The organism is Brucella pseudogrignonensis (genome assembly GCF_031454375.1).
In the GTDB taxonomy this organism is placed as follows: Bacteria; Pseudomonadota; Alphaproteobacteria; order Rhizobiales; family Rhizobiaceae; genus Brucella; species Brucella pseudogrignonensis_A.
This window is the reverse complement of sequence record NZ_JAVDQT010000004.1, coordinates 41,188-62,265: the sequence shown is the minus strand read 5'-3', so window position 1 is coordinate 62,265 and position 21,078 is coordinate 41,188. Positions and strand designations below refer to the sequence as shown.

Below are 21,078 nucleotides of genomic sequence, written 5' to 3'. Positions count from 1 at the left end.
CAAACAATGTCATGACGGGTTCGTTTGTCGTTAGTCAATTGGGCGCGCGGATGCATTATGCGGTGCCACGCATCTTCGCCAGTCATAAAAGGCTGGCGCATTTTTATACCGATATTTGTGCGCAGCAAGGCTGGCCGCGGCTGCTAAATGCTTTGCCTTCATCAATGTTACCCGCTTCTGTGCGTAGGCTTGTTGGGCGCAGGCCACAGGATATTCCGCAAGACAGAATGACCACATTTCCTGCCTTTGGCCTTCATTCAGCGGCTCGCAGACTATCGCACCAGACCGGACCAAAATCGACCGCTAATGCGATTTGGGCTGGCGAGACATTTGGTAAACTTGTTGCATCGTGTGGATTTCATGGTGCGAGTGGAGTCTATGCTTTTAGTGGTGAAGCTTTTGAAGTTTTGAGCGCTGCAAAAAAGGAGGGGCTATGGACGGCTGTTGAGCAAATGATTGCGCCGCGTGGTGTGGTTGATCAATTGGCTTGCGAAGAAGAGATACTCAATCCGGGCTGGCAGCTATCTGCCGCGAATGATGAGAATGCAGATGCTTTCGCGGCCAGAGAAAAAGCCGAGTGGGCGATTGCCGATGCCGTGATCTGCCCGTCAGAATTTGTGGCGGATCACGTCATTGAAGCAGGTTGTGCGGCCGAAAAAGTGGTCGTCGTTCCCTATGGTGTGGATGATCGTTTTCAGATCGGTGAGCGTCGACGCACTCCTGGGCCTTTGCGGGTTCTGACAGTTGGTGCTGTAGGGTTGCGAAAAGGTTCGCCCTATGTCGGCGAGGTCGCGCGCAAACTCGCTGGTCAAGCGCAGTTTCGTATGGTCGGGCCAATCGATATTCAGCCTCAGGCGCAGGACAAACTGAGCAAATGTGTCGATCTGACTGGGCCTGTTCCGCGCAGCGAAATGCGTGCGCAATTTGAATGGGCGGATGTGTTTTTGTTGCCGTCTTTGTGCGAGGGTTCGGCCACCGCTTGTTATGAAGCGCTGGCTGCTGGCCTTCCGGTTATTTGCACCGACAATACCGGCAGTGTCGTGCGCCACGGAATTGATGGCTATATCGTTCCCATCCGCGATGTTGATGAGACAGTTCAAATTCTGCGCGAGTTTTCCGGCAGTCCCGGCACGCTTGCGCGCATGAGCGAAAATGCACGCGAAAGAGCGCGTGATTTTACGGTTGCACGTTATGGTGAGCGATTGGTTGAGGCTTTGGCGCAATATTCATCAGGGGCTGCTATATGAACATCGTTCATGTGATTGGGTCTTTTGATCCCGCCAAAGGTGGCCCGCAGGCGGTCGTTGTGCGTCTTGCTGCGGCGCAGGCATCGTTCGGACATGATGTAACGATTGTCAGTTACAGCGACGATGAAGTTAATCATCGTGCGGGTAAAGCAACAGCAGAAATCCCTGACTTTGATAAGGTCAGGACGTTTTTGCTGCCAATGCCAGATTTGCGTGAAAAGCTACTGGGTAGCCGCGCATCAGCGGCGATGGCGCCGCTTATTTGTAACGCGGATTTTGTGCATATGCATGGCGTGTGGGAAACCAACCTGTTAAGAGCATCCATGCTCTGCCGGCGCTATCATGTGGCTTATTGCATATGTTGTTGTGGGATGCTCGATCAGTGGAGCATGCAGCAAAAAGCTTGGAAAAAGCAGCTCGCTCTCAAGCTTGGCTTTCGCAAAATGCTTAACGGCGCAGCTTTTATTCAGGCGCTCAATCAGGACGAGATCGAGTTGATGCAACCGCTAGGATTGAAACCGCCGTCGATCATCATCCCCAATGGAATTTTCTTGAATGAGGTTGAGGGTGGCGAAGATAACCGGGCTGGATTGCCCGAACGCTCTTTCGTGCTTTTTCTATCGCGACTGCACTATAAAAAGGGCCTCGATATTCTGGCGGATGCGTTTCGCAAAATCGCGCCCCTGTTTCCTGAAATCGACCTTGTGGTTGCGGGGCCGGATGGCGGTGCCGAAGCTGGCTTTCGGCAAAGCATTGCTCAGGCCGGTCTTGAAAGCCGTGTGCATATGGTGGGCGGGCTCTATGGTCCAGCAAAGATTGCAGCGCTGAAAAATGCCGCCTGCTTTTGTCTGCCAAGCCGCCAGGAAGGGTTCAGTGTTGCCATCACAGAAGCGCTGGCTTGTGGCGTGCCTGTGGTTATCACCGATGCCTGCCATTTCCCGGAAGTAGCCCAAGCGGGTGCAGGCGTCGTGTCTGTGGTTTCTGCTCAAGCTGTCGCAGCGGGGTTGATCGAAGTTTTGGAAAACCGCGATCGTGCAGCAAAGATGGGTGCGGCTGGAAGCTCTCTTGTGCGTGAGAATTATACCTGGCCGCGCATTGCTCTTCAGACAATCGACGCCTATCAAAAAGCGCAGCTACCAAAAGCTGGAACAGTCTCTGGCCAAAAAGGCCTCAGCATCGCGGCGACGGCTTAACTGACCGTTCTGCGTCTTGCGCGAATTTGTTTTGCGGGATTGCCAGCATAGACCATCCATGGCTCCATGTCGCGGAAGCTCACTCCTCTTGCGCCCAATACGGCGCCTTCACCTATCGTGACGCCCGGTCCTACAAAAGCTTCCGCTGCGATCCATGCGTGGGGGCCGATTAGAATGGGTGCTGCGATCAATGGGAAGTCATGATGATCGATATTATGTCCGGCTGTGCAGAGGTGCGCGCGTTGCGAAACAATCGCATAAGGCGCAAGCGTCACGGGTGCTACATTGTAACAAAGCGCCCCCGGTCCCAGCGATGAATGTGCATCCATCACCAGATTTGCAGGCCACCAGATGCGTGCACTCGCACGCACAATAGCGGTTTTATGGATCGATGCGCCAAATGCCCGCAAGACTGTGCCACGCCAGCGCCAGAGAAATGATGGTGTCCATGCGGCCAGCAAAAGCCAAGTCATCTGCCAGCAAAGGCGCTGAATGCGATGGCTGAGTGTGAAGGTTGCACCGCCTTCCATCGGGCGGGAGGATTCCTTGCGGCCGCTTATTGCAATGCGTGGATCTGATCGTGATACAGTGGCCATTGATCTTATCCTTTTACAAAAATTGTGGAACTGTCGGGCCGCGCTGCAAAGTGGTTGGAAGGCCAACAGAGCGGTTGCGTAGGCGGCAAAGCCATAAAACCGGGATTAGGAAGATTGCCATGTGAATCCAGACCGGAATAACCCAGTCTGTCTGGTGGGAAATGGCATGCATAGCTGGCACAATTGAAAGCATGTAAACAAGTTGCCCAAGCATTTCGCCTGCCATGGCAGTTTCCCAAAGCCGTCGCATGATCCATGCAAGCAGCAGAAACTTGAAAGCACCGAAATACCAGAAAGATCCAAATGCATCGACCAGTCCGGTTTCTGTCGTGCCGGTTAGCGGATTATAGTCGCGGCTTGGTTTGGGCGTATCGAACTGAAGCGCTTCTTTTAATTTTGAGCCGACCAGTTGTGCCGGAACGAAGGTGAAGATCACGCGGTTCCAGTGAAACTTGCCATAATCAAATTCCAGCCGCCGGTCGATTTCATCCAGTCGCAACACGGCATTGCGCATTTCAAGACCACCGCGTTCAAGTGTTTCATTAAAGTTTGCTGCATAATCAATCTGCATGATGTCATCGAGAACGAAGCCAGATGCCGCACGGGTAATCTGCCGATAGTCGCCCATGCTGGTCATGAGAAATGTCCCGCCTAAAATGCCCACCGCCATAAGAATACGTGGCACGACCAGACGGCGATAAAACCACAAGGGAAGCAAAATCATCAGCACAAGCTGAATGGCTTCGGCGCGTTTTCCAGTAACAAGAATGCGGTCGAGATAGAAGACAAGGTCGAAAATGATGATGGCCAGCGCAAGCCACGACGGGCGGCGTGTGAAGCAAAGGAGCGCAATGGCAAGGCCATAGGGCATGAGCTGTGCAAAGAACAGATAGACCACCGGCATACCTGTCATCTGCGTGCCGATTGACACGTCACCGGGCAAACGGCTCAGTAAAAAATAGAAAAAAGCGCCAAAGACCGACAATCCTGCCGCGGCCCACAACAGTCGCCGCTCGCTGAAACTCATGCTGAGAAAACCGATTGGACGTTTTGTCATGCGCCAGCCAAGTGCCAGCATCGAGAGCGAAAGAATGCCCATGAACATCGTCTTGGCATAAGCGCCTGATGGCAAAAATTGATCGTACATCAAAGCTGGGATCTGTGGCAGCAGAAAGCCGAATGTCATTACGCCTGCCAGAAATGGAAACTGATACATGCGCTCTGCGCGAAACAGCAATCCACCCGCCAGAAACCATGCAACCAGCCCGACAAAAATCCATGTAAGAGAGACGTTCATCGGCTCACTCCCGAGAGTGTGCAAACACTGGATGCATCAGGCGGTGTCGCATCCTTCAGAAGGTTTGATGGGGAGATGCGACCCGAAGCCAGATACCAACCGAGTTTCACATATTCTTTTGCGACAAGCTCAACATCCGCGCGTGTTGTTGGAAAACTCGCTTGCCCCTGATCGTCGCCAATAGGGGCAGAGATAAAATGCATTTGCGGACAGGCCGCGCGAAAACTCGCAATTGCCCGGCGCGAGTGATACCAGTTGGTGACGATCAACGCTTTTTTTGCCTGAATTTCCCGCATCACAGGCGCAGAATAAAACGCGTTCTGCCATGTGCTTCCCGACTGGCATTCGATGAAAATCGCCGAAGGGTTGACCCCATCGCGGACCATGATCTGCTTGTTGAAAAGACAATCGCCGTCGCCGGTAATCAGGATGTAGGGCGAGCGGCCTTCTTTCCAAAGCCGTGCTGCTTGTGCTGCGCGCGGCGGTCCATCGCCGCCCGGAACTACGATAATATCCGCCTTGCTGCCGTCGTCGTGTAATGTGAGCACAGGTTCTGAATAGAACATTGCAGCGAGTCCGAATAAGACGGCACAGGGCAGGAAAATTAACAGCATCATACCATACGCCGTTCCGGTTCTTTGTTATCGACGACTAACCGAATAGGTGCTTCAGCGGCCATAATCGCCTCTTTCCGGCGTTGTTCTTCCATCTTGATAATGATCATGAATTCATATGCAGCGAGAAGCCGGCAGTAGAGATAGCCGGGCTTTCCATCAAGAAAGCCGAGGCGCACCACATACATATAGAGGAAGCGCAGCGATGGCCGGAAAGGCATGTGATAGGAGAGCGATTTCAGCGCGCGCCGTCGTTTTTCAGGTACGCTTGATAGCAAGCCGCTCCAATCGATTTTGCGCTCCAGCAGACGATTAGAAGAAAGGTCAGCCTCTGCCGATGAATAGCGATTATGTTTGTCGTACCAGGCCTCAAGGCCTTTATTGAAACTGTAATGGATGAAATGTGACTGCAATGCCCCTTCCGGGCCGCCACTTGCGCGCGAATGCACTGAACGCTCAAACCGCACCCGATCAGGGCGTACCAGCCGCGTTATCCAAGTTGGATAAAGGCTGGCATGTTTGATCCAGCGTCCCATGAACATGTTTTTGTAACGCGCTTTGAAAAACACTTCTGGCCGTGTGGGATCTGATGCGATAGCCAGCATTTCGTCACGCAGATCAGCAGGGGTTATTTCATCGGCATCGGGCGTATAGACCCAATCATGCTTGAACTGGATCTCGGTGATGCCATACATCCGCTGCCGATCTTCGGTGTCGTAGCGACGCTGAAAAACGCGCGCCCCTGCTGCTTTGGCGATTTCCACCGTGCGGTCTTCGCTGAAGGAATCAAGCACAACGATGTCATCGCACCAGTCGAGTGATGCGAGACAGGCGGGCAAATTGATCTCTTCGTTCAAGGTCATGATGAGAACGGAAACATTCATAAACTTGCCTCTGGAAAGGTGACGTTGGTTTTTACCGGCTGGCTGGCATCCACAACGATAGGCCGCAAAGCTTTGTTGGTGCGCAGCACGAACAAGGTATGCGCAGCCGCAGGCAGGATAAGCGCTATGAGCATTGTCCATGCCGGAATTTCAAAGCGGATCGCTGCGTAAGCCGTTGCTCCGGCAACAAAATTGAGCGTCATAATGGTGAGTGCCGTCTGGCTGTCGGAAAAACCGTTATCGAGCAGCAAGTGATGCAGATGCTGCCTGTCGGGGGAAAATGGACTTCTGCGCGCTGCAAGGCGTCGTACGATCAGGCTTAGTGTGTCGATCACTGGCACAATCACCACCCATATGAGGATGGGAAAAGCCGCTGTCGCGCTGATGTTGGCAAGGATCAGGATAAGACCGGCAAGCGCTGCGCCTAAAAACGTGCTGCCGCCGTCGCCCAGAAACAGGCTGGCTTTTGCCCGCCAGCGATTGCGCATATTAAAGACGAGGAAGCCCGTACAGGCGGCTGACAGTGCCAATATCTGCACACCGATACGGTTTTCAGCGATACTGAAACTGATAACGGCAAGCCAGAAAAAGGCACATGCACTTGCAGAGCCAGCAAGGCCGTCAACGCCATCACTCATATTGACGGCATTGACGACCCCGACAATGAAAGTCAGCGCAAGCAGAACAAAGATAGGCCCGGTCAGGACGCTGGACCCTATCGTATCAATGATGCCAGTTGCAAAACCAAGGTGGGTTTGTGTGATGCCTGTGGTGCCTATAATCATAACAGCGGCCAGCAATTGCATGGCAAGACGTGGTGCGACGGGCAGGTTAAATCGGTCATCCGCCACGCCTGTTACAAGGATCAGAAGCAGACCGGGCAGCATAAAAATGATGTTTGTCGCCCCCGCTAATGCGGGCGTGAAGAGTGCTGCAACTGATAAGGACAGGAAGATCGCGATCCCACCGCAAAGCGGTACATGACCATCATGTGTCTTACGCGCATTGGGAATGTCGATGAGGTGCCATTCGCGTGCAAGCCCGCGAAAACCCAGACAGAACGCAACTGATAATGCAAAAGCCAGAAGCGTGATCCAGATAAGACTGACCATGACTCCTCCCAAGCGCGTGTAAAAATTAAGACTAAGTGAATTTTTACTGGCTCCTGCGCGTAGCGACGACTTGGCTATAGAGCGTGGCTCATACTCCTTTCAGGTAATGGCTAACACCAAGGGTCACATTTCGCGTTCGCGGCAAACGGCTATTCTTGAGCCTTGAAATAAATGCTTTGACGTAATCCGGGGGGATCAGAGGTTTTGAAAACGCGCAAGCAACACCAAATCAAGCTCCCGAGAGCGAGCGCGTCATGAGCGGAAACCGCAGAGGCATTGTCATGGCGGCGCTCGAACAATATGCGGGCCTGCTGTTTAATTTTCTGACGGTTATCGCCGTTTCCCGGTTCTTAGGGCCAGCAGAAACGGGTGCTGGTGTTGTGGGACTGAGCATCGGCGCAATCATCTTTTCGTTGCGCGAATTTGCCAGTCCTGAGTTTCTTATCCGCATCGACAAGGTGCAGGATTACGACATCAGAACATCTATGACATTTCTCATGATTGTAACGCTTGTTTTGTCAGCGGGACTTTATCTGGCGCGGGAATATTTTGCCGTAGCCTATCACGATCCGACACTGCTGCTTTTCCTTGATATTACGATTATTGCAGCGCTTGTCGAAAGTCTCTCTCTGCCTGTCGTAGCATTGCTACGCCGCGAAATGGCATTTGGAACTCTTGCCCGTATTCGTACTGCCGGAACTGGCTTTGGCGCAGCCGTCACCATTGCCATGGCGGGGCTTGGTTTTGGGCATATGTGTTTTGCATTTGGCTTGCTTGCCAGTGCTCTGATCACAACAGGCATGGCAATAGCAATTTACCCGCTTGCGCGTCTCCTGCGACCATCGCTTGCCAGCATCAATACGGCTTGGCGTTTTGGCATTTATCTTGGCGGGAATGCAGGTCTCAACAAGATATGTGAAACCTTTCCGCAGCTGATGCTCGGACGCTTCATGCCAATCGCATCGGTCGGTATTTATAATCGGGCGAATACGGTTAGCGGCTTGCCGGATCGCATCTTTTTGTCGGCGGTGTTTACCGTGGCATTTCCGATGCTATCTGCGCATGTTCGTGAAGGCGGCGATATTAGTCGGGCCTATATCCGCGCTTTGTCCTATATTTCGGTGGTCTATTGGCCTGCACAAGCCTTGCTCGCACTGCTTGCCTATCCACTCGTGAATATCATCCTGGGTCCGGGCTGGACCGAGGCCGCGCTGATCGTTTCCATTACCAGTCTTGCAAGCCTGTTCTGGTTTCCGGTTATCCTGACCTATCCCTTGCTTATGGCGCTTGGTGCAAACCGTGAGGCGTTTATTTCCAACCTTATCTCCCGACTGGTTGCAACCACAATTCTGTGTTTTGCAGCGCTGCATGGATTGTTGGCTGTGGCATTGAGCCAGTTTATCAGTCTGCCGTTCCAGATGGTGGTCGCCATCATTTATGTCCGCAAACACACAAAATTCTCCTATAGCATCCTTGGAAGTGAGCTCCTTAAAAGTGCACTCGTCACTATATTGGCGCTGTCAGGGCCGCTGGTTATGGTTGCGATGGATGGCTTTAATCTTGATATGCATTGGTCAAAGGCATTGCTCATGGGGCTTGTTGCTATTGCGAGCTGGTTTGCGGCGCTGTTTGTGACGCGCCATCCATTCACTGAAGAGCTGGTGCCAGTGTTGCGGTGGTTACTTGGGAGGTTCATGGGTCGCTTGCGATGGGCAAGACATGTGCATGAGCCTGCGGAGTGAGGTGCTCATGAGCAAGCAGCTAATGATTGATGTGGCTATTCCGAACTATAATTATGCGCATTACTTAGCCGGATGTGCTAGCAGCGTTTTATCGCAAAGCGGTGTAGCGTTGCGACTATTGATTATCGACAATGCATCGGAAGACAACAGCGCAGACGTAGCACGTGATCTTGCCGCGCGCGATGATCGGGTCGAATTGTTCCTGCGATCAAGAAACGCCGGACCGCATGCATCGTTTAATGCGGCAATTGATTGGGCGCAGTCTGATTATTTTCTTATTCTTTGTGCGGATGACCTGTTGACACCGGGTGCATTGATGCGGGCTGTAAATACACTGGAGCAATATCCGGATGTGCATCTTGCGCATGGTGGCATCCATAAAATCTCCAAAGATGAGATGCCGCAGCAGACAGCGGCAGATGGTGGAAAATGGACTATTCGCTCTGGTGCTGATTTTATAGGCCTCGCTTGCCGACATGCTTTTAATCCGGTTGCAGGGCCAACGGCTGTCGTGCGAACGGATGCGCAAAAGCAAGCAGGTTATTATCGCAAGACGCTGCCGCATACAGATGATCTTGAAATGTGGTTGCGGTTTGCTTTGCTGGGTGGAGTCGCATCAACTGACAGCGTGCAGGCCTATGCGCGGGTTCATTCTGAAAACCAGTCGGCTAAGGTTGCAGGCATCATGCATTGGAATTGCGAGTTTGAAGCGGGATTTCGCTCGTTTTTTGAGCATGAGGGTTTGAACATGCCGCATGCTGACAGGGATTTTACGGCTGCGCGCAACTGCCTGACAAAGCGCGCTTATTGGTCGGCAATATCCAATCTCATCAGGCGGGAGGAAGGTGCCGCATCACTTATGGGCTTTGCGCTTAAGCGCAAACCGTTAATGGCTCTGATACCGCCCATAGATTATTTGTTTCAGCGCAGAAAGCGGATTTTATAGTCTGCTTTTCATGAGTAAATTAACGCGTAGGCTTTCCTCCTGTTCCGCAAGTTTTTGCCGATAATGCTTCACACCGACCTCAACTGTTTTGGCGAGTTCTTCCCTTCGGCTGAACATATTGTCGATCTGGCCCAGCACTGTTTGCGGATCGAAGCTCTCGATGTGATGGCAGAATTCACTTAAGCCGGTATCATTTAGCAGCGCATCGTTTTTGCGAGCATAGCCAAGCGAAAGAGCGGGCCGCCCCATTGCAAGCGCGCAGACGATATTGTGGTATCGGCTGGCAACCACGATGTCGGTTTTGGCAATTTGCTGCATCAGAACATCAAGCGATGTGATTGGCTCGAAAATGACATTATGCGCATGGGGCTGCGGAATACGCTGTCGCAGATCGTGAATGGCGTCCAGATCACCCGTGTCGCCGGTTAACAGGCGCACCTGACGCCCATCTGTTAAAAGCTCACTGATCAGCTGAGTCATCTTATTGAGGTAATTATCGTAAATAGCCTCACCGTCGAGCGCTCGCTTTTTCCAGCCTTTATAGGTCATGATGCCTAGACCAACGCGCTGGTCTGCACTATTGCGCAATTCATCTTCCGGGGTGGGGAGAGAAAAAGCGATGTCGGCACTGACAACATCTTTTGTGACACTCACATTGAGCGACCGCATGAAGTCGTATGAAACCTGATCGCGATAGGAGCGATAGGCAGCGATTTTCGATGCCTTTCCAATGAAAAACCGGCTCAGGGGATGGGTGACAGGACCGGCACCTATGGAGACAAAAGCAAACTGTGCGCCACCAAGCCTTGCTGCAACCGACCAACGTAAAATAGCAAACGGCCAGCCAAATGGATCTTCGTTAAAGTCGTCGAGTATACCTGTTCCCGGAACCACAATCAGATCGATACCGTTCGCCAGTGCCATTGCACCTAAAAAGCCGCTTAAGCGGCGCGGGAATTGTAACAGAGCCTTGTCGAGCATTCGCAAGAAGGCGTTGTTCGATGCTGGCTTGCCCACCGGAGTCGCTTCAATTTGAAATTTTTCGCTAATGATGTCCGGTCGGGAGCAGATGCATATAAATTGCGCGCCGGGGCAGATGCGTTTCAATAGCTGAAGCATCGCTTCCAGCGATCCGTCATTGCCGGTGTTGCCAGAGCCAAACTGACCGAAAAGACCTATCCTCATACAAGTGTCTCCAGCTATTTCTAGAAACTATTCCGTTAAGAGGTTTTGTGAAAACTGGCAGAAGGGTGAACAGCATCCTCTTATGTATGAGGGTATGTACCCCTCATAGCCAAAATGCACGATGAGTGATTTTCGCTACACTGATAAGCGGTATATCAAACGCCCCCCGATATGCCGAAACTAGGCTTCGAGGGACCATTTCCCTCGAAGTCCCGATTTCAGGGCGCAGGGTGATGATCGTGAAATGTGCTTACTTCGTCCGCCCCCATATTGGCGGGACTTACTCGGTATTTACGCGACTAAGCGCGTCACTCAGGCAGTCGGGCGTTGAACTGCGCTGGCTGGCCGCAGGAGCAGCAGGCGAGACCATTAGTTTGCCCTCTGCCGATCAGGGCTTAAGCGATGCTTTGCGCAAAGGTGATGCGATAGACAAAATGGGTGTTCTTGATGAAGAAACCCGTGCGCGGCGGATGATTGCTTTTTTGCGTGACAACAATTTCAAAGCCGTTTTTGTCAATGTTTTGTCGAGCCGCTTTGAAACCAATCTGGTGCGTTACCTGCCCGATGATATTCTGCGTATTATGATCGTTCATAATATCACGCCCGGCACTTATGCGGCAGCGCACGAGATCCGCGATCATGTTCATGCAACCGTCGGTGTCTCAAAGCGTTGCCGGGATGATCTGGTCAAACATTACGGATTTGATGCAGCGCGAACGCTGGTGATCCCGCATGGTTTGAACCAAAATCTTCATATACTGGATCGCGTCGATCGCAATGATCATTCTGCACCGCTACGTCTGCTTTTTCTTGGCCGCATTGAGGATAATTCAAAGGGCGTGTTCTGGCTGCCAAATATTCTGCGTGAATTGAAATGCGACTATCATTTGAGCGTTGCCGGGGATGGCCCTGATCTCAATGAATTACGTCATAGGCTTCAATGCTTTGGCGACAAGGTGAGCTTCACAAGCTGGGTAGCGCCTTCCGATGTGCCTTGGCTTGTCAGCCAGCATGATGTCATGGTCATGCCGTCCCGGTTTGAAGGGTTTGGCCTCACGTTGATTGAAGCCATGAGTGAGGGGTGTCCGGCGGTTGTTTCAAAAATCGCAGGCGTTACCGATTACATTGTGACCAATGGTGAGGATGGTCTGCTGTTTCCTGTTGGAGATTTCAAACAGGCTGCACGCCATATCCATCGTCTTGCTGACAATAGGCAATTGCTGGCCGAAATGGCTAAGGCGGCGCGCCTGAAAGTTGCAGTGGCGTTTGATAATGATGCCGCAGGGCTTGCCTATGCCGGGCTTCTCGAAAATCTGGTCAAGAACCCGCCAGCCATCGCAGTTCCTCTGCCGCTTTCACAATGGAAGATGCCGACGGCACTGCATTCGAGCCTGCGCTCACGCTTGCCAAAACCTGTCAAAAACTGGCTCAGGCAGATGCGTGAGCGTTTGCGTTCGGTATGGACAGAAAGGAAATGGGCATGAACCTTTTCACATCCCGGTTTCGCAATTCGCAATTGCTCAGAAGCAAGGCGCATGCCCTGATACCGGGCGGATGCCATACCTATGCCAAGGGTGATGATCAGTATCCGATCTTAGCACCGGGCTTTATTCAGCGCGGCTCCGGATCGCATGTGTTTGATGTCGATGGCAATCAGTATATCGAATATGGAATGGGCAACCGTGCTGTCGGGCTGGGACATGCTTATCCGCCGGTGCTGCATGCCGTGCGCGATGCCTTGCAGGATGGCTGCAATTTCACGCGCCCCAGTGCGATTGAAATTGAGTGTGCGGAAAGCTTTCTCGAATTGATCGAGGGAGCCGAAATGGTGAAGTTTTGCAAGGACGGATCGGATGCAACCTCTGCTGCGGTGCGGCTTGCACGCGCTCACACAGGGCGGGATATGATTGCCATTTGTGCAGATCATCCGTTTTTCTCGACTGATGACTGGTTTATTGGAACCACGAAAATGAATGCAGGGATTCCTGCTTCCGTATCCGCTTTGACGACGACGTTTCGCTATAATGATATAGCCAGCGTGCAAGCGCTGTTCGAGAACTATCCCGGCATGATTGCTGCGCTCATTCTTGAGCCTGCAAAAGCCGACGAACCGCAGGACAACTTCCTGCATGAAGCAAAGCGCATAGCGCATGAAAACGGTGCTTTGTTTATTCTGGACGAGATGATTACCGGCTTTCGCTGGCATATGCGCGGCGCGCAGCGGCTTTATGATATTGAGCCTGATCTTTCCTGTTTTGGTAAAGCGCTTGGCAACGGCTTTGCGATCTCTGCGCTGGCAGGCAAGGCGGAATATATGCAGCTTGGTGGCCTCACTCAGACCGAACATCCGCGCGTTTTTCTGCTTTCCACCACCCATGGCGCGGAAACACATGCCCTGGCCGCAGCCATTGCCACGATGAAGGTTTATCGCGATGAGCCGGTGATCGAACGGCTTTATCAACAGGGTACGAGGCTTGCAGAGGGCGTAAATGCAGCGATTGCAGTTCACGGATTGCAAAACCATGTGCATCTGCATGGTCGGCCTTGCTGTCTGGCTTATTCAACCCTTGATGAATGCAGACAGTCATCACAGGCATTTCGTACATTGTTCCTTCAGGAGACGATCAGGCGCGGGGTTCTGATGCCGTCTTTGGTCGTTAGTTATACGCATAGCGATACGGATATTGCACGCACGGTCGATGCGATTGATGGTGCGCTGGGTATTTATGCGCGTGCGCTGAATGACGGCGTCGATACCTATCTCACAGGGCGCCCGTCGCAGGTTGTCTATCGCCGGTTTAACGAGGCATCGAGCTATCCCCCGGCTATGCGATGAGGTGTTGGCGGGTAGGCCTCCTATTTGCCGTGCTGCTCCTGACAATTGGTGCCGCGCACGTTGAGACTGTCTTTCCGATTAAAGTCAGTCACGATCATCGCTTTTTTGAAGATGCGCAGGGCCGCCCGTTTTTAATTAACGGTGACACAGCATGGTCGCTGATTGCGGAATTGAAACGCGATGATGCCAAGCTCTATCTTGAAGATCGTAGCAAACGCGGTTTCAATGCCATTATTGTCAACCTGATTGAGCATCAGTTTTCAAGCAACCCGCCTGCCAATGCTTACGGTGATAAACCTTTTAAAAACGAGTCATTTGGCACGCTTAATCCAAACTATTTTGACCATGCCGCATGGGTGATCGAACAGGCACAGAAACAGGGGGTGGTCGTTTTTCTGGCCCCGGCTTATTTGGGCGTGAATGGCGGTGATCAGGGCTGGTTCGCACAAGCGCAAGCTGCTGGCCCGGCAAAAATGAAAGCCTATGGCGAAGCGATTGCGCGCCGCTTTGCAAAATTCCCAAATATTGTCTGGGTTCTGGGTGGTGACTTCGATGCGCCTGACCGTGCACTTGTGTCAGAACTGGCGCAAGGCATTGCATCTGTTTCGCCCGAGGCGCTTCAAACAGTTCATTCCGGTCGCGATACGAACACGGTTGAAATATGGGGCAAGCAAAGCTGGCTCTCTCTCGATACGGTTTATACTTATGACGATGTGCATAAGGCAATTCTGGCCCGCAGCAAGTTGGCTAAAATGCCGGTCATTCTACTCGAAAGTGCTTATGAATATGAGCGGGAGACTACCGCGCGGATGATCCGCCGCAATGCTTATGGAGCTATTCTGGGCGGTGCTGCCGGGCAGTTTTTCGGCAACAATCCGATATGGCACTTTTCAGGACCGGGAGTATTCACCTCGGATCAGAATTGGCGCGAGGCTTTAAATAGTCCCGGAGCAAAATCCATGACTGTGATGAAGAGACTTTTCGATAAGCTGCCATGGTCACAACTACAACCGGATCGCGATCACAGCATCGCAATGGCGGAAGGTACTTATGCTGCTGCATTGCCTGATCAAAGTCTCATTGTGATCTATGGTGATGCTGGAGAGTTTAGCATTAAGACAAGTTCGCTGAGCGATGATCAAACAGCCATTTGGGTTGATCCGGCTTCCGGTCAGTTTTTACCTGCCAGCGATCCAAAAATTGATGGCGATGTGCGCATCTATCAGGCGCCGCCAGACCGGAAGAATGTCAATAAAAGCGACTGGATTTTGCTGATTGGAAATCCTGAACAGTTGGAGTTCATCCAGAAGGCGTAGTGGCCCAGACTTTTTATATCTCATATCAACACTTGTCCTAAGCAAACATGCCTTCGGTCAACTCGCCGCTTCCCCTTGCACTCGCTAACCTAAATCAACAAACAAGGTGAGGGATCGGCTATGAAGGTACTTGTTACAGGGCATCAGGGCTATATCGGATCGGTTATGGTGCCGACGCTGATCAATGCTGGACATCAGGTTTCAGGGTATGATGTTGGTCTCTATCAACATTGCCTGTTTGAAGAAGGCGGTTCAGTTTTTCATGTACCGACAATCCGAAAAGACGTGCGCGATGTGTCGCCGCGTGATCTTGAAGGCTTTGATGCGATTATTCATCTGGCCGCTTTATCCAATGATCCGCTCGGCAACCTCAACGAAGAACTCACCTATGACATCAATCATCGCGCCAGTGTTGCAATGGCGAAAGCCGCGAAAACGGCGGGTGTTAGCAGATTTCTGTTTGCCTCGTCATGTAGCAATTATGGAATCAGCGATGCTGATCTGATCGATGAGGCGGGGGAACTTAAACCCGTCACCGCATATGGTCGCTCCAAGGTGCGGGCAGAGCAGGACATACGTGAGCTGGCAGATGCCAGTTTCTGTCCGGTCTATCTCAGACCAGCAACTGCCTATGGTGTTTCGCCGTTTTTGCGCTTTGATATTGTGCTCAATAACCTTGTTGCATGGGCTGTGACCAAGGGGCTGATTTACCTGAAATCAGACGGCACGCCATGGCGTCCTATCGTGCATATTCGCGATATTTCGCGCGCTTTTAATGCCGCAATGGAAGCGCCGCGCGAGACAGTTTTCAACGAAGCTTTCAATGTTGGCTCGACCGAGCATAATTACCGCATCCGTGATATCGCTGGCATAGTCGCCGATACCGTGCCTGAGTGCCGGATTGAATATGCTGATGACGCCGGACCTGACACGCGTTCTTATCGGGTGAGTTTTGAAAAACTGGCGCGCGTTCTGCCGGAAGCAAAACCGCAATGGGATGCCGCCGCAGGTGCGCGTGAATTGCTTGCAGCTTATAGTCGTTTATCGCTGACGCTTGAGGAATTTGAAGGTCCGCGTTTTCAGCGCATTGCCCATATTCGTAAGCTGATTTCAGAGGGCGAACTTGATGCCAGCCTGCGTCGCGTTGATGAACATGCACCGCCATTGCGGGCGTCCGCATAATGGATAGTCAATCGCGGAGTCAGAGCCAGGGCGAAAAGATTTTTGATCTTGCTTCGCGGCTTTATCCGATCTGTCGCAGTCTCACGGGTGATGGCGTGCGCGAAACGCTCGCTATCATCGGTGAGCATTTGCCGTTGCAAACCCATGAGATACCAAGTGGCGCGCAGCTTTATGACTGGCAGGCGCCGAAAGAATGGATAATCCGTGAGGCTTATATTGCAGATTCAGCCGGAAATCGCATTGTCGATTTTACCAATCATAATCTGCATGTTGTGAATTTCAGCGTTCCGATACGTGCAAAATTATCGCTCGATGCGTTGAAAGAACATATTCATAGCTTACCTGACCAGCCCGATCTAATCCCGTATCGCACATGCTATCACGCGGAAGCATGGGGCTTCTGCATGACGCATCATGCACTGATGTCGATGAAAGAAGACACCTACGACGTTGTGATTGATGCAGAGCGCCGCGACGGCTTTCTGACCTTTGGCGAATTTGTGCATCACGGTGAAACTGACGAGGTTTTTCTGGTTTCAGCACACCTTTGTCATCCCTCGCTTGCCAATGATAATTGTTCTGGTCTGGCGCTTTTGATTGCTCTCGGTGAAGCCTTGATGCAGCGTAAAACGCGTTACACCTATAAGTTCCTATTTGGCCCGGCGACGTTTGGCGCGCTGGCCTGGTTGCAGAAGAATGAGGCGGATCTGCACAGCGTAAAACATGGCCTCGTTTTATCCTGCGTTGGCGATGGTGGTGGTCCCAATTACAAGCGCAGTCGGCGTGGTACTGCCGAGATTGATCGTATCATGTGTCAGGTGCTCGAAACCTCTGACCTTGCAGGCGCAAAGCTGCATGACTTCTGGCCCTATGGCTATGATGAGCGTCAGTTCTGCTCGCCGGGATTTAATCTGCCGGTAGGTCTGTTTCAGCGCAGCCTTTATGGTGCTTTTCCAGAGTATCACACTTCGGCTGACAATCTTGATTTCATCAGACCGGACTATCTGGAGCAGTCTTATAATCTTATTTTAAGCGCTATCGGGATGGCAGAGCGCAACTGGACACCGTTGAGTACATCGCAAAAAGGCGAACCGCAGCTCGGTCGGCGCGGATTATACGCAAATACCGGCGGCGATCCTCATGCAGCGCAAAAAGCTATGGCGATGTTGTGGGTGCTCAATCTGTCCGATGGCGATCATTCGCTGCTGGATATGGCAGAGCGCGCTGGTCTTTCTTTTGCGCAGCTCGCGGATGCCGCAGACCGACTGAGGGATGCGGGATTGTTGGTTGCACGTTGAGTTTAAAGATGTGGCCAGGCCCGGTCTTTTTCGGACATGACGCTTGGTTCGTCTGGCCATGGAATCCCAAGCGCGGGATCATCATAGCGCAAACCAGTCGCAGAATCGGGCGCATAGGGTTTTGAAATCATATAGCGCAACAGCACATTATCCGTGAGTGTCTGAAAGCCATGGGCGCAGCCCACAGGAATGTAAAGTTGCGTGCCATTGTCGGCTGAAAGTTCCAATCCGGTCCAGCGACGATAGGTCGGAGACTCTGGCCGCAGATCAACCAGAACATCCCAGACCATGCCTTGCAGACAAGTGACGAGCTTCGTCTCTGCATGGGGTTCGTTCTGATAATGAAGGCCGCGCAGAGTGCCTTTTTCGCGAGAAAATGAAAGGCTGTGTTGCGGAAAACTGGTTTCCAGTTGCCGCTCCGCAAATTCAGCCTCGCAATATACGCGGGCGAACCACCCCCGATCGTCTTCGAGCCTTTCCGGCTCAATCGACCATGCGCCATCGATGTTGAGTGGTGTAAATCGCATATGCTGCCTCAGCTTTCAGATGCTTGCATTCTGACAGCTTCACGTCTTCGAGATAGCCTTGTTTTTGGCTTTGCTGAATGGTCTTAAGTTGAGGGGTGGGCTCACCCAAAGGCGTAAGCGCCTACCCCACTTCCGACATAGGGAGAAGTCAGGGGGAATGTTCATACTCATTCGACGGGTGATGGGTGCGCCCGATCGTATATACGCCTCGCTCCACATGACAGTCTCGGAAATTTTAAGCTTACTTAGTAGTTTTAACTATCCGGCATTGATCGGAGTTCAGACCCAAATACCCATTAAGGGGCCGGGCATGGCGAGGTATCTCATATGACCATCCAGACGCCGGGCATCACGCGGAGTACAAGCATGGCCAAAGAACAGACAGGCTGTCGTTTGTGCGGAACGCTCCTCAAACATACATTTGTCGATCTGGGCATGTCGCCGCCATGTGAGAGTTTTATCACTGCGGAACAGCTTGATCATATGGAGCCCTATTACCCGCTATATGCCTATGTGTGCGATCATTGCTATCTGGTGCAGCTGAAGGAATATTTCAGCCCCGCCGATATTTTTACGGAATATGCATATTTCTCGTCCTTTGCCACCAGTTGGGTCAATCACGCCAAACTCTATTGCGATGAAATCACTGAAAAGCTTAGCCTGAGCAGCGATAGCTTTGTCGTCGAGATTGCCAGCAATGATGGCTATCTGTTGCAGCATTTTTTACCCAAAGGCATACCAATCCTCGGCATCGAACCTGCTGCTAATGTTGCGCAAGCGGCGGTTGCCAAAGGCGTGCCAACGCGGGTGGATTTCTTTGGCTCTGATCTCGCATCGCGTATGGTCAGTGATGGTAAAAAAGCCGACCTGATCATTGGTAACAATGTTCTGGCACAGGTGCCGGATCTTAATGATTTTGTCCGCGGCATGCAGATTTTGCTGAAACCCGAGGGTGTTATTACTCTTGAGTTCCCACACCTGACCAATCTCATCGAACAGAACCAGTTCGACACGATCTATCACGAGCACTTCTCATATTTCTCGCTGCTGACCATTCGCTATATGGCGCATCGTCACCATCTGAAGGTGATTGATGTTGACGAATTGCCAACCCATGGCGGATCGTTGCGGGTTTATCTGGCGCATAATACCAGCAAGCGAAAAGCCGGACCGCGTGTTGCGGCTCTTTTAAAGCGTGAGCAGGCATTCGGTATCAACGATATTACGACCTATGAACAGTTTGCTGAAAAAACGCGGCGTACCAAGCGCGACCTGTTGTCATTTCTCATTGCGGCAAAAAATTCCGGTAAACGCATTTGCGGATATGGCGCACCCGGCAAAGGCAATACACTGCTCAACTATTGTGGGATTGGCACCGATTTTCTCGACTTTACGGTTGATCGCAATCCTTACAAACACGGCCGTTTCACGCCCGGTATGCATATACCGATTTACGACACGTCGATGATCGACAGCTATAAACCCGATTATATTCTGATCCTGCCATGGAACTTTAAAGACGAGATTATCCGTCAAATGCAGCATGTGGTGGAGTGGGGCGGAAAGTTCATAATACCGATCCCGCATGTCACGCTGATTGATCCGGCATTGCTTACGGAGGAGCGCTAATTATGAAAGTCGTTCTGTTCTGCGGTGGTCTTGGTACCAGAATACGCGAATATTCGGAGAATGTTCCAAAGCCGATGATACCGCTTGGACATCAGCCGATCCTGCATCACGTCATGGAATATTATTCCGATTATGGACACAATGATTTCGTGCTCTGCCTTGGCTATAAAGCCAATGTGGTGAAGGACTTTTTTCTGAGCATAAAACCGCAAACATTCGCCGATTGCGTGGTGTCAGATGGTGGGCGCAATGTGCGTCTGCTTGAAGAAGTGGATCGCGACTGGAGTGTGACGTTGCTTGATACGGGTATCTGGCGCAATATCGGCGAGCGCTTGTGGAGTGCGCGATCCCATGTCGAGGGCGAAGAAATCTTCCTCGCAAATTACAGCGACGGTTTAAGCGATGTTGATTTGGATGAGATGACGGAACGCTTTCGAAAGAGCGGCAAAATTGCTTGCTTTCTGGCGGTCCGTCCACCGCTGACCTATCATCTGGCCGATATTGCTGAAGGTGGTGATGTGCGCGCGTTCAGAACGTCGAACACCTCTGATATCTGGATCAATGGCGGCTATTTTCTGTTTCGAAAAGAGATATTTGACTACATGCGCGAGGGTGAGGAACTGGTACTTGAGCCGTTCAGCCGTCTCATCGCCGAAAATCAGTTGATGGCCTATAAATATGAGGGCTTCTGGCGTTCGATGGATACTTTGCGCGACTGGCAAACGCTCGAAGATATGGTCGAAAAGGGTGATATGCCCTGGAAGAAACATAAGACAGAGCTTCGTGCGGCCAATATCGCGATAGCGCTATGATTGATCTCTGCGCTCTTGCTAGTCTCGGCAGGCCGCTCAATATTTTATGTCTGGGCGCGCATTCGGATGATATTGAGATCGGCTGCGGCGGCACGCTTTTGAACCTGATCGATAGGGGCATGGCTCTGCATATCGATTGGTGTGTGTTGTCGGGCGGAGACGAACGGCGGGCAGAGGCGCAAGCTTCAGCGCAGGATTTTTTGTGTGGTGCTACAAGTACCAACATTCATTGTGCTCAATTTGAAGATAGTTATTTTCCGGCACAAGGACGGGAAATTAAAGAGTGGTTGATTGGGCAGCGCAGCAGGCGGCAGCCGGATATTGTGTTTACGCATAGTTGCCACGATGCGCATCAGGACCACCGCACTCTTAACGAACTCACTTGGAATATCTTTCGCGATCAGTTGATCCTTGAATATGAAATTCCAAAATGGGATGGCGATTTGGGTCGCCCCAATGCTTATGTGGCTCTTCCCGCAAAAGTTCTGGAGCGAAAGATCGAATTGCTGATGCAGCATTTCGGTACCCAGCGGTCTAAAGACTGGTTTGACGAGCAAACGTTTCGTGGGCTTTCGCGGCTGCGCGGCATGGAGTGCCGCGCGCCGGAAGCCTATGCGGAAGGCTTCTACGCTTCTAAAATGAGGATATTATAGAAAAGCTTC

The 21,078-nt window shown here is 51.8% G+C and carries 19 protein-coding genes; 12 read left to right on the top strand and 7 right to left on the bottom strand.

Annotated elements, in window-relative coordinates; all coding sequences use genetic code 11:
- The first annotated feature begins 11 nt into the window (after positions 1-11).
- Together J2782_RS13610 and J2782_RS13605 are read left to right on the top strand one after the other, a co-directional pair.
- Positions 12-1,247 carry a glycosyltransferase family 4 protein gene (locus tag J2782_RS13610; protein ID WP_310013878.1) on the top strand — a complete coding sequence of 412 codons (1,236 nt, stop codon included), beginning with the start codon at positions 12-14 and terminating at the stop codon, positions 1,245-1,247.
- On the top strand, positions 1,244-2,440 hold the full coding sequence (locus tag J2782_RS13605) for a glycosyltransferase (RefSeq protein ID WP_310013456.1): 1,197 nt from the start codon (positions 1,244-1,246) through the stop codon (positions 2,438-2,440). The genes J2782_RS13610 and J2782_RS13605 overlap by 4 nt, the downstream gene beginning before the upstream one ends.
- Here J2782_RS13605 and J2782_RS13600 read toward each other — a convergent pair.
- From J2782_RS13600 to J2782_RS13580, 5 genes are read right to left on the bottom strand one after another with little or no spacing between them, the layout of a single operon-like run.
- Entirely contained in the window at positions 2,437-3,036 is a 600-nt protein-coding gene (locus J2782_RS13600) for an LbetaH domain-containing protein (RefSeq protein ID WP_310013455.1), read from the bottom strand. The two genes, J2782_RS13605 and J2782_RS13600, sit on opposite strands and share 4 nt — an antisense overlap.
- Positions 3,037-3,049: 13 nt before the next feature.
- Positions 3,050-4,333 carry a hypothetical protein gene (locus J2782_RS13595; protein WP_310013452.1) on the bottom strand — a complete coding sequence of 428 codons (1,284 nt, stop codon included), beginning with the start codon at positions 4,331-4,333 and terminating at the stop codon, positions 3,050-3,052.
- Entirely contained in the window at positions 4,330-4,947 is a 618-nt protein-coding gene (locus J2782_RS13590) for a YdcF family protein (RefSeq protein ID WP_404989647.1), read from the bottom strand. Before J2782_RS13590 ends, J2782_RS13595 begins: the two co-directional genes overlap by 4 nt.
- Positions 4,947-5,831, bottom strand: coding sequence for a glycosyltransferase family 2 protein (locus tag J2782_RS13585; RefSeq protein ID WP_310013447.1), 885 nt, complete (start codon positions 5,829-5,831; stop codon positions 4,947-4,949). Before J2782_RS13585 ends, J2782_RS13590 begins: the two co-directional genes overlap by 1 nt.
- Positions 5,828-6,943 carry an MraY family glycosyltransferase gene (locus J2782_RS13580; RefSeq protein ID WP_310013445.1) on the bottom strand — a complete coding sequence of 372 codons (1,116 nt, stop codon included), beginning with the start codon at positions 6,941-6,943 and terminating at the stop codon, positions 5,828-5,830. Before J2782_RS13580 ends, J2782_RS13585 begins: the two co-directional genes overlap by 4 nt.
- A gap of 254 nt (positions 6,944-7,197) precedes the next feature.
- Between J2782_RS13580 and J2782_RS13575 the strand changes: the two genes are divergently transcribed.
- Both J2782_RS13575 and J2782_RS13570 read left to right on the top strand, forming a co-directional pair.
- Positions 7,198-8,685 carry an oligosaccharide flippase family protein gene (locus tag J2782_RS13575; protein ID WP_310013442.1) on the top strand — a complete coding sequence of 496 codons (1,488 nt, stop codon included), beginning with the start codon at positions 7,198-7,200 and terminating at the stop codon, positions 8,683-8,685.
- A gap of 7 nt (positions 8,686-8,692) precedes the next feature.
- Positions 8,693-9,631, top strand: coding sequence for a glycosyltransferase family 2 protein (locus J2782_RS13570; protein ID WP_310013441.1), 939 nt, complete (start codon positions 8,693-8,695; stop codon positions 9,629-9,631).
- Here the strand turns inward: J2782_RS13570 and J2782_RS13565 are convergent.
- The gene (locus J2782_RS13565; protein WP_310013440.1) at positions 9,626-10,816 is read right to left on the bottom strand and encodes a polysaccharide pyruvyl transferase family protein; all 1,191 of its coding nucleotides are present in this window, start codon (positions 10,814-10,816) and stop codon (positions 9,626-9,628) included. The genes J2782_RS13570 and J2782_RS13565 overlap by 6 nt on opposite strands.
- A 239-nt stretch (positions 10,817-11,055) precedes the next feature.
- Between J2782_RS13565 and J2782_RS13560 the strand changes: the two genes are divergently transcribed.
- The 5 genes from J2782_RS13560 (at position 11,056) to J2782_RS13540 (ending at position 17,448) form a co-directional block, all read left to right on the top strand.
- A complete protein-coding gene (locus J2782_RS13560; protein WP_310013876.1) occupies positions 11,056-12,300 on the top strand; it encodes a glycosyltransferase family 4 protein in 1,245 nt (414 codons plus the stop codon).
- Positions 12,297-13,652: a glutamate-1-semialdehyde 2,1-aminomutase gene (locus tag J2782_RS13555; protein WP_310013438.1), complete on the top strand. Its 1,356-nt coding sequence runs from the start codon at positions 12,297-12,299 to the stop codon at positions 13,650-13,652. Before J2782_RS13560 ends, J2782_RS13555 begins: the two co-directional genes overlap by 4 nt.
- Complete coding sequence (locus J2782_RS13550) at positions 13,649-14,968, top strand: glycoside hydrolase family 140 protein (RefSeq protein ID WP_310013436.1); 1,320 nt, start codon at positions 13,649-13,651, stop codon at positions 14,966-14,968. Before J2782_RS13555 ends, J2782_RS13550 begins: the two co-directional genes overlap by 4 nt.
- 120 nt (positions 14,969-15,088) lie before the next feature.
- Complete coding sequence (locus tag J2782_RS13545) at positions 15,089-16,150, top strand: NAD-dependent epimerase/dehydratase family protein (RefSeq protein ID WP_310013434.1); 1,062 nt, start codon at positions 15,089-15,091, stop codon at positions 16,148-16,150.
- Positions 16,150-17,448 (top strand): DUF4910 domain-containing protein, encoded by a 1,299-nt coding sequence (locus tag J2782_RS13540; RefSeq protein ID WP_310013432.1) that lies wholly within the window; start codon positions 16,150-16,152, stop codon positions 17,446-17,448. Before J2782_RS13545 ends, J2782_RS13540 begins: the two co-directional genes overlap by 1 nt.
- A gap of 2 nt (positions 17,449-17,450) precedes the next feature.
- Here J2782_RS13540 and rfbC read toward each other — a convergent pair whose 3' ends face one another.
- Entirely contained in the window at positions 17,451-17,975 is a 525-nt protein-coding gene (gene rfbC / locus J2782_RS13535) for a dTDP-4-dehydrorhamnose 3,5-epimerase (protein WP_250041734.1), read from the bottom strand.
- Between the two features lie 327 nt (positions 17,976-18,302).
- Between rfbC and J2782_RS13530 the strand changes: the two genes are divergently transcribed.
- From J2782_RS13530 to J2782_RS13520, 3 genes are read left to right on the top strand one after another with little or no spacing between them, the layout of a single operon-like run.
- Positions 18,303-19,604 (top strand): class I SAM-dependent methyltransferase, encoded by a 1,302-nt coding sequence (locus J2782_RS13530; protein WP_310013427.1) that lies wholly within the window; start codon positions 18,303-18,305, stop codon positions 19,602-19,604.
- 2 nt (positions 19,605-19,606) lie between these two features.
- The gene (locus J2782_RS13525; protein WP_310013425.1) at positions 19,607-20,416 is read left to right on the top strand and encodes a sugar phosphate nucleotidyltransferase; all 810 of its coding nucleotides are present in this window, start codon (positions 19,607-19,609) and stop codon (positions 20,414-20,416) included.
- On the top strand, positions 20,413-21,069 hold the full coding sequence (locus J2782_RS13520) for a PIG-L deacetylase family protein (RefSeq protein WP_310013423.1): 657 nt from the start codon (positions 20,413-20,415) through the stop codon (positions 21,067-21,069). Before J2782_RS13525 ends, J2782_RS13520 begins: the two co-directional genes overlap by 4 nt.
- Positions 21,070-21,078 lie beyond the last annotated feature (9 nt).

Coding starts and splice junctions, on each gene's coding strand:
- J2782_RS13570 (WP_310013441.1), top strand. CDS start 8,693: ATGAGCAAGCAGCTAATGATTGATGTGGCTATTCCGAACTATAATTAT.
- J2782_RS13530 (WP_310013427.1), top strand. CDS start 18,303: ATGACCATCCAGACGCCGGGCATCACGCGGAGTACAAGCATGGCCAAA.
- J2782_RS13585 (WP_310013447.1), bottom strand. CDS start 5,831: ATGAATGTTTCCGTTCTCATCATGACCTTGAACGAAGAGATCAATTTG.
- J2782_RS13590 (WP_404989647.1), bottom strand. CDS start 4,947: ATGCTGTTAATTTTCCTGCCCTGTGCCGTCTTATTCGGACTCGCTGCA.
- rfbC (WP_250041734.1), bottom strand. CDS start 17,975: ATGCGATTTACACCACTCAACATCGATGGCGCATGGTCGATTGAGCCG.
- J2782_RS13555 (WP_310013438.1), top strand. CDS start 12,297: ATGAACCTTTTCACATCCCGGTTTCGCAATTCGCAATTGCTCAGAAGC.
- J2782_RS13540 (WP_310013432.1), top strand. CDS start 16,150: ATGGATAGTCAATCGCGGAGTCAGAGCCAGGGCGAAAAGATTTTTGAT.
- J2782_RS13575 (WP_310013442.1), top strand. CDS start 7,198: ATGAGCGGAAACCGCAGAGGCATTGTCATGGCGGCGCTCGAACAATAT.
- J2782_RS13610 (WP_310013878.1), top strand. CDS start 12: ATGACGGGTTCGTTTGTCGTTAGTCAATTGGGCGCGCGGATGCATTAT.
- J2782_RS13595 (WP_310013452.1), bottom strand. CDS start 4,333: ATGAACGTCTCTCTTACATGGATTTTTGTCGGGCTGGTTGCATGGTTT.
- J2782_RS13600 (WP_310013455.1), bottom strand. CDS start 3,036: ATGGCCACTGTATCACGATCAGATCCACGCATTGCAATAAGCGGCCGC.
- J2782_RS13580 (WP_310013445.1), bottom strand. CDS start 6,943: ATGGTCAGTCTTATCTGGATCACGCTTCTGGCTTTTGCATTATCAGTT.
- J2782_RS13605 (WP_310013456.1), top strand. CDS start 1,244: ATGAACATCGTTCATGTGATTGGGTCTTTTGATCCCGCCAAAGGTGGC.
- J2782_RS13550 (WP_310013436.1), top strand. CDS start 13,649: ATGAGGTGTTGGCGGGTAGGCCTCCTATTTGCCGTGCTGCTCCTGACA.
- J2782_RS13525 (WP_310013425.1), top strand. CDS start 19,607: ATGAAAGTCGTTCTGTTCTGCGGTGGTCTTGGTACCAGAATACGCGAA.
- J2782_RS13545 (WP_310013434.1), top strand. CDS start 15,089: ATGAAGGTACTTGTTACAGGGCATCAGGGCTATATCGGATCGGTTATG.
- J2782_RS13520 (WP_310013423.1), top strand. CDS start 20,413: ATGATTGATCTCTGCGCTCTTGCTAGTCTCGGCAGGCCGCTCAATATT.
- J2782_RS13565 (WP_310013440.1), bottom strand. CDS start 10,816: ATGAGGATAGGTCTTTTCGGTCAGTTTGGCTCTGGCAACACCGGCAAT.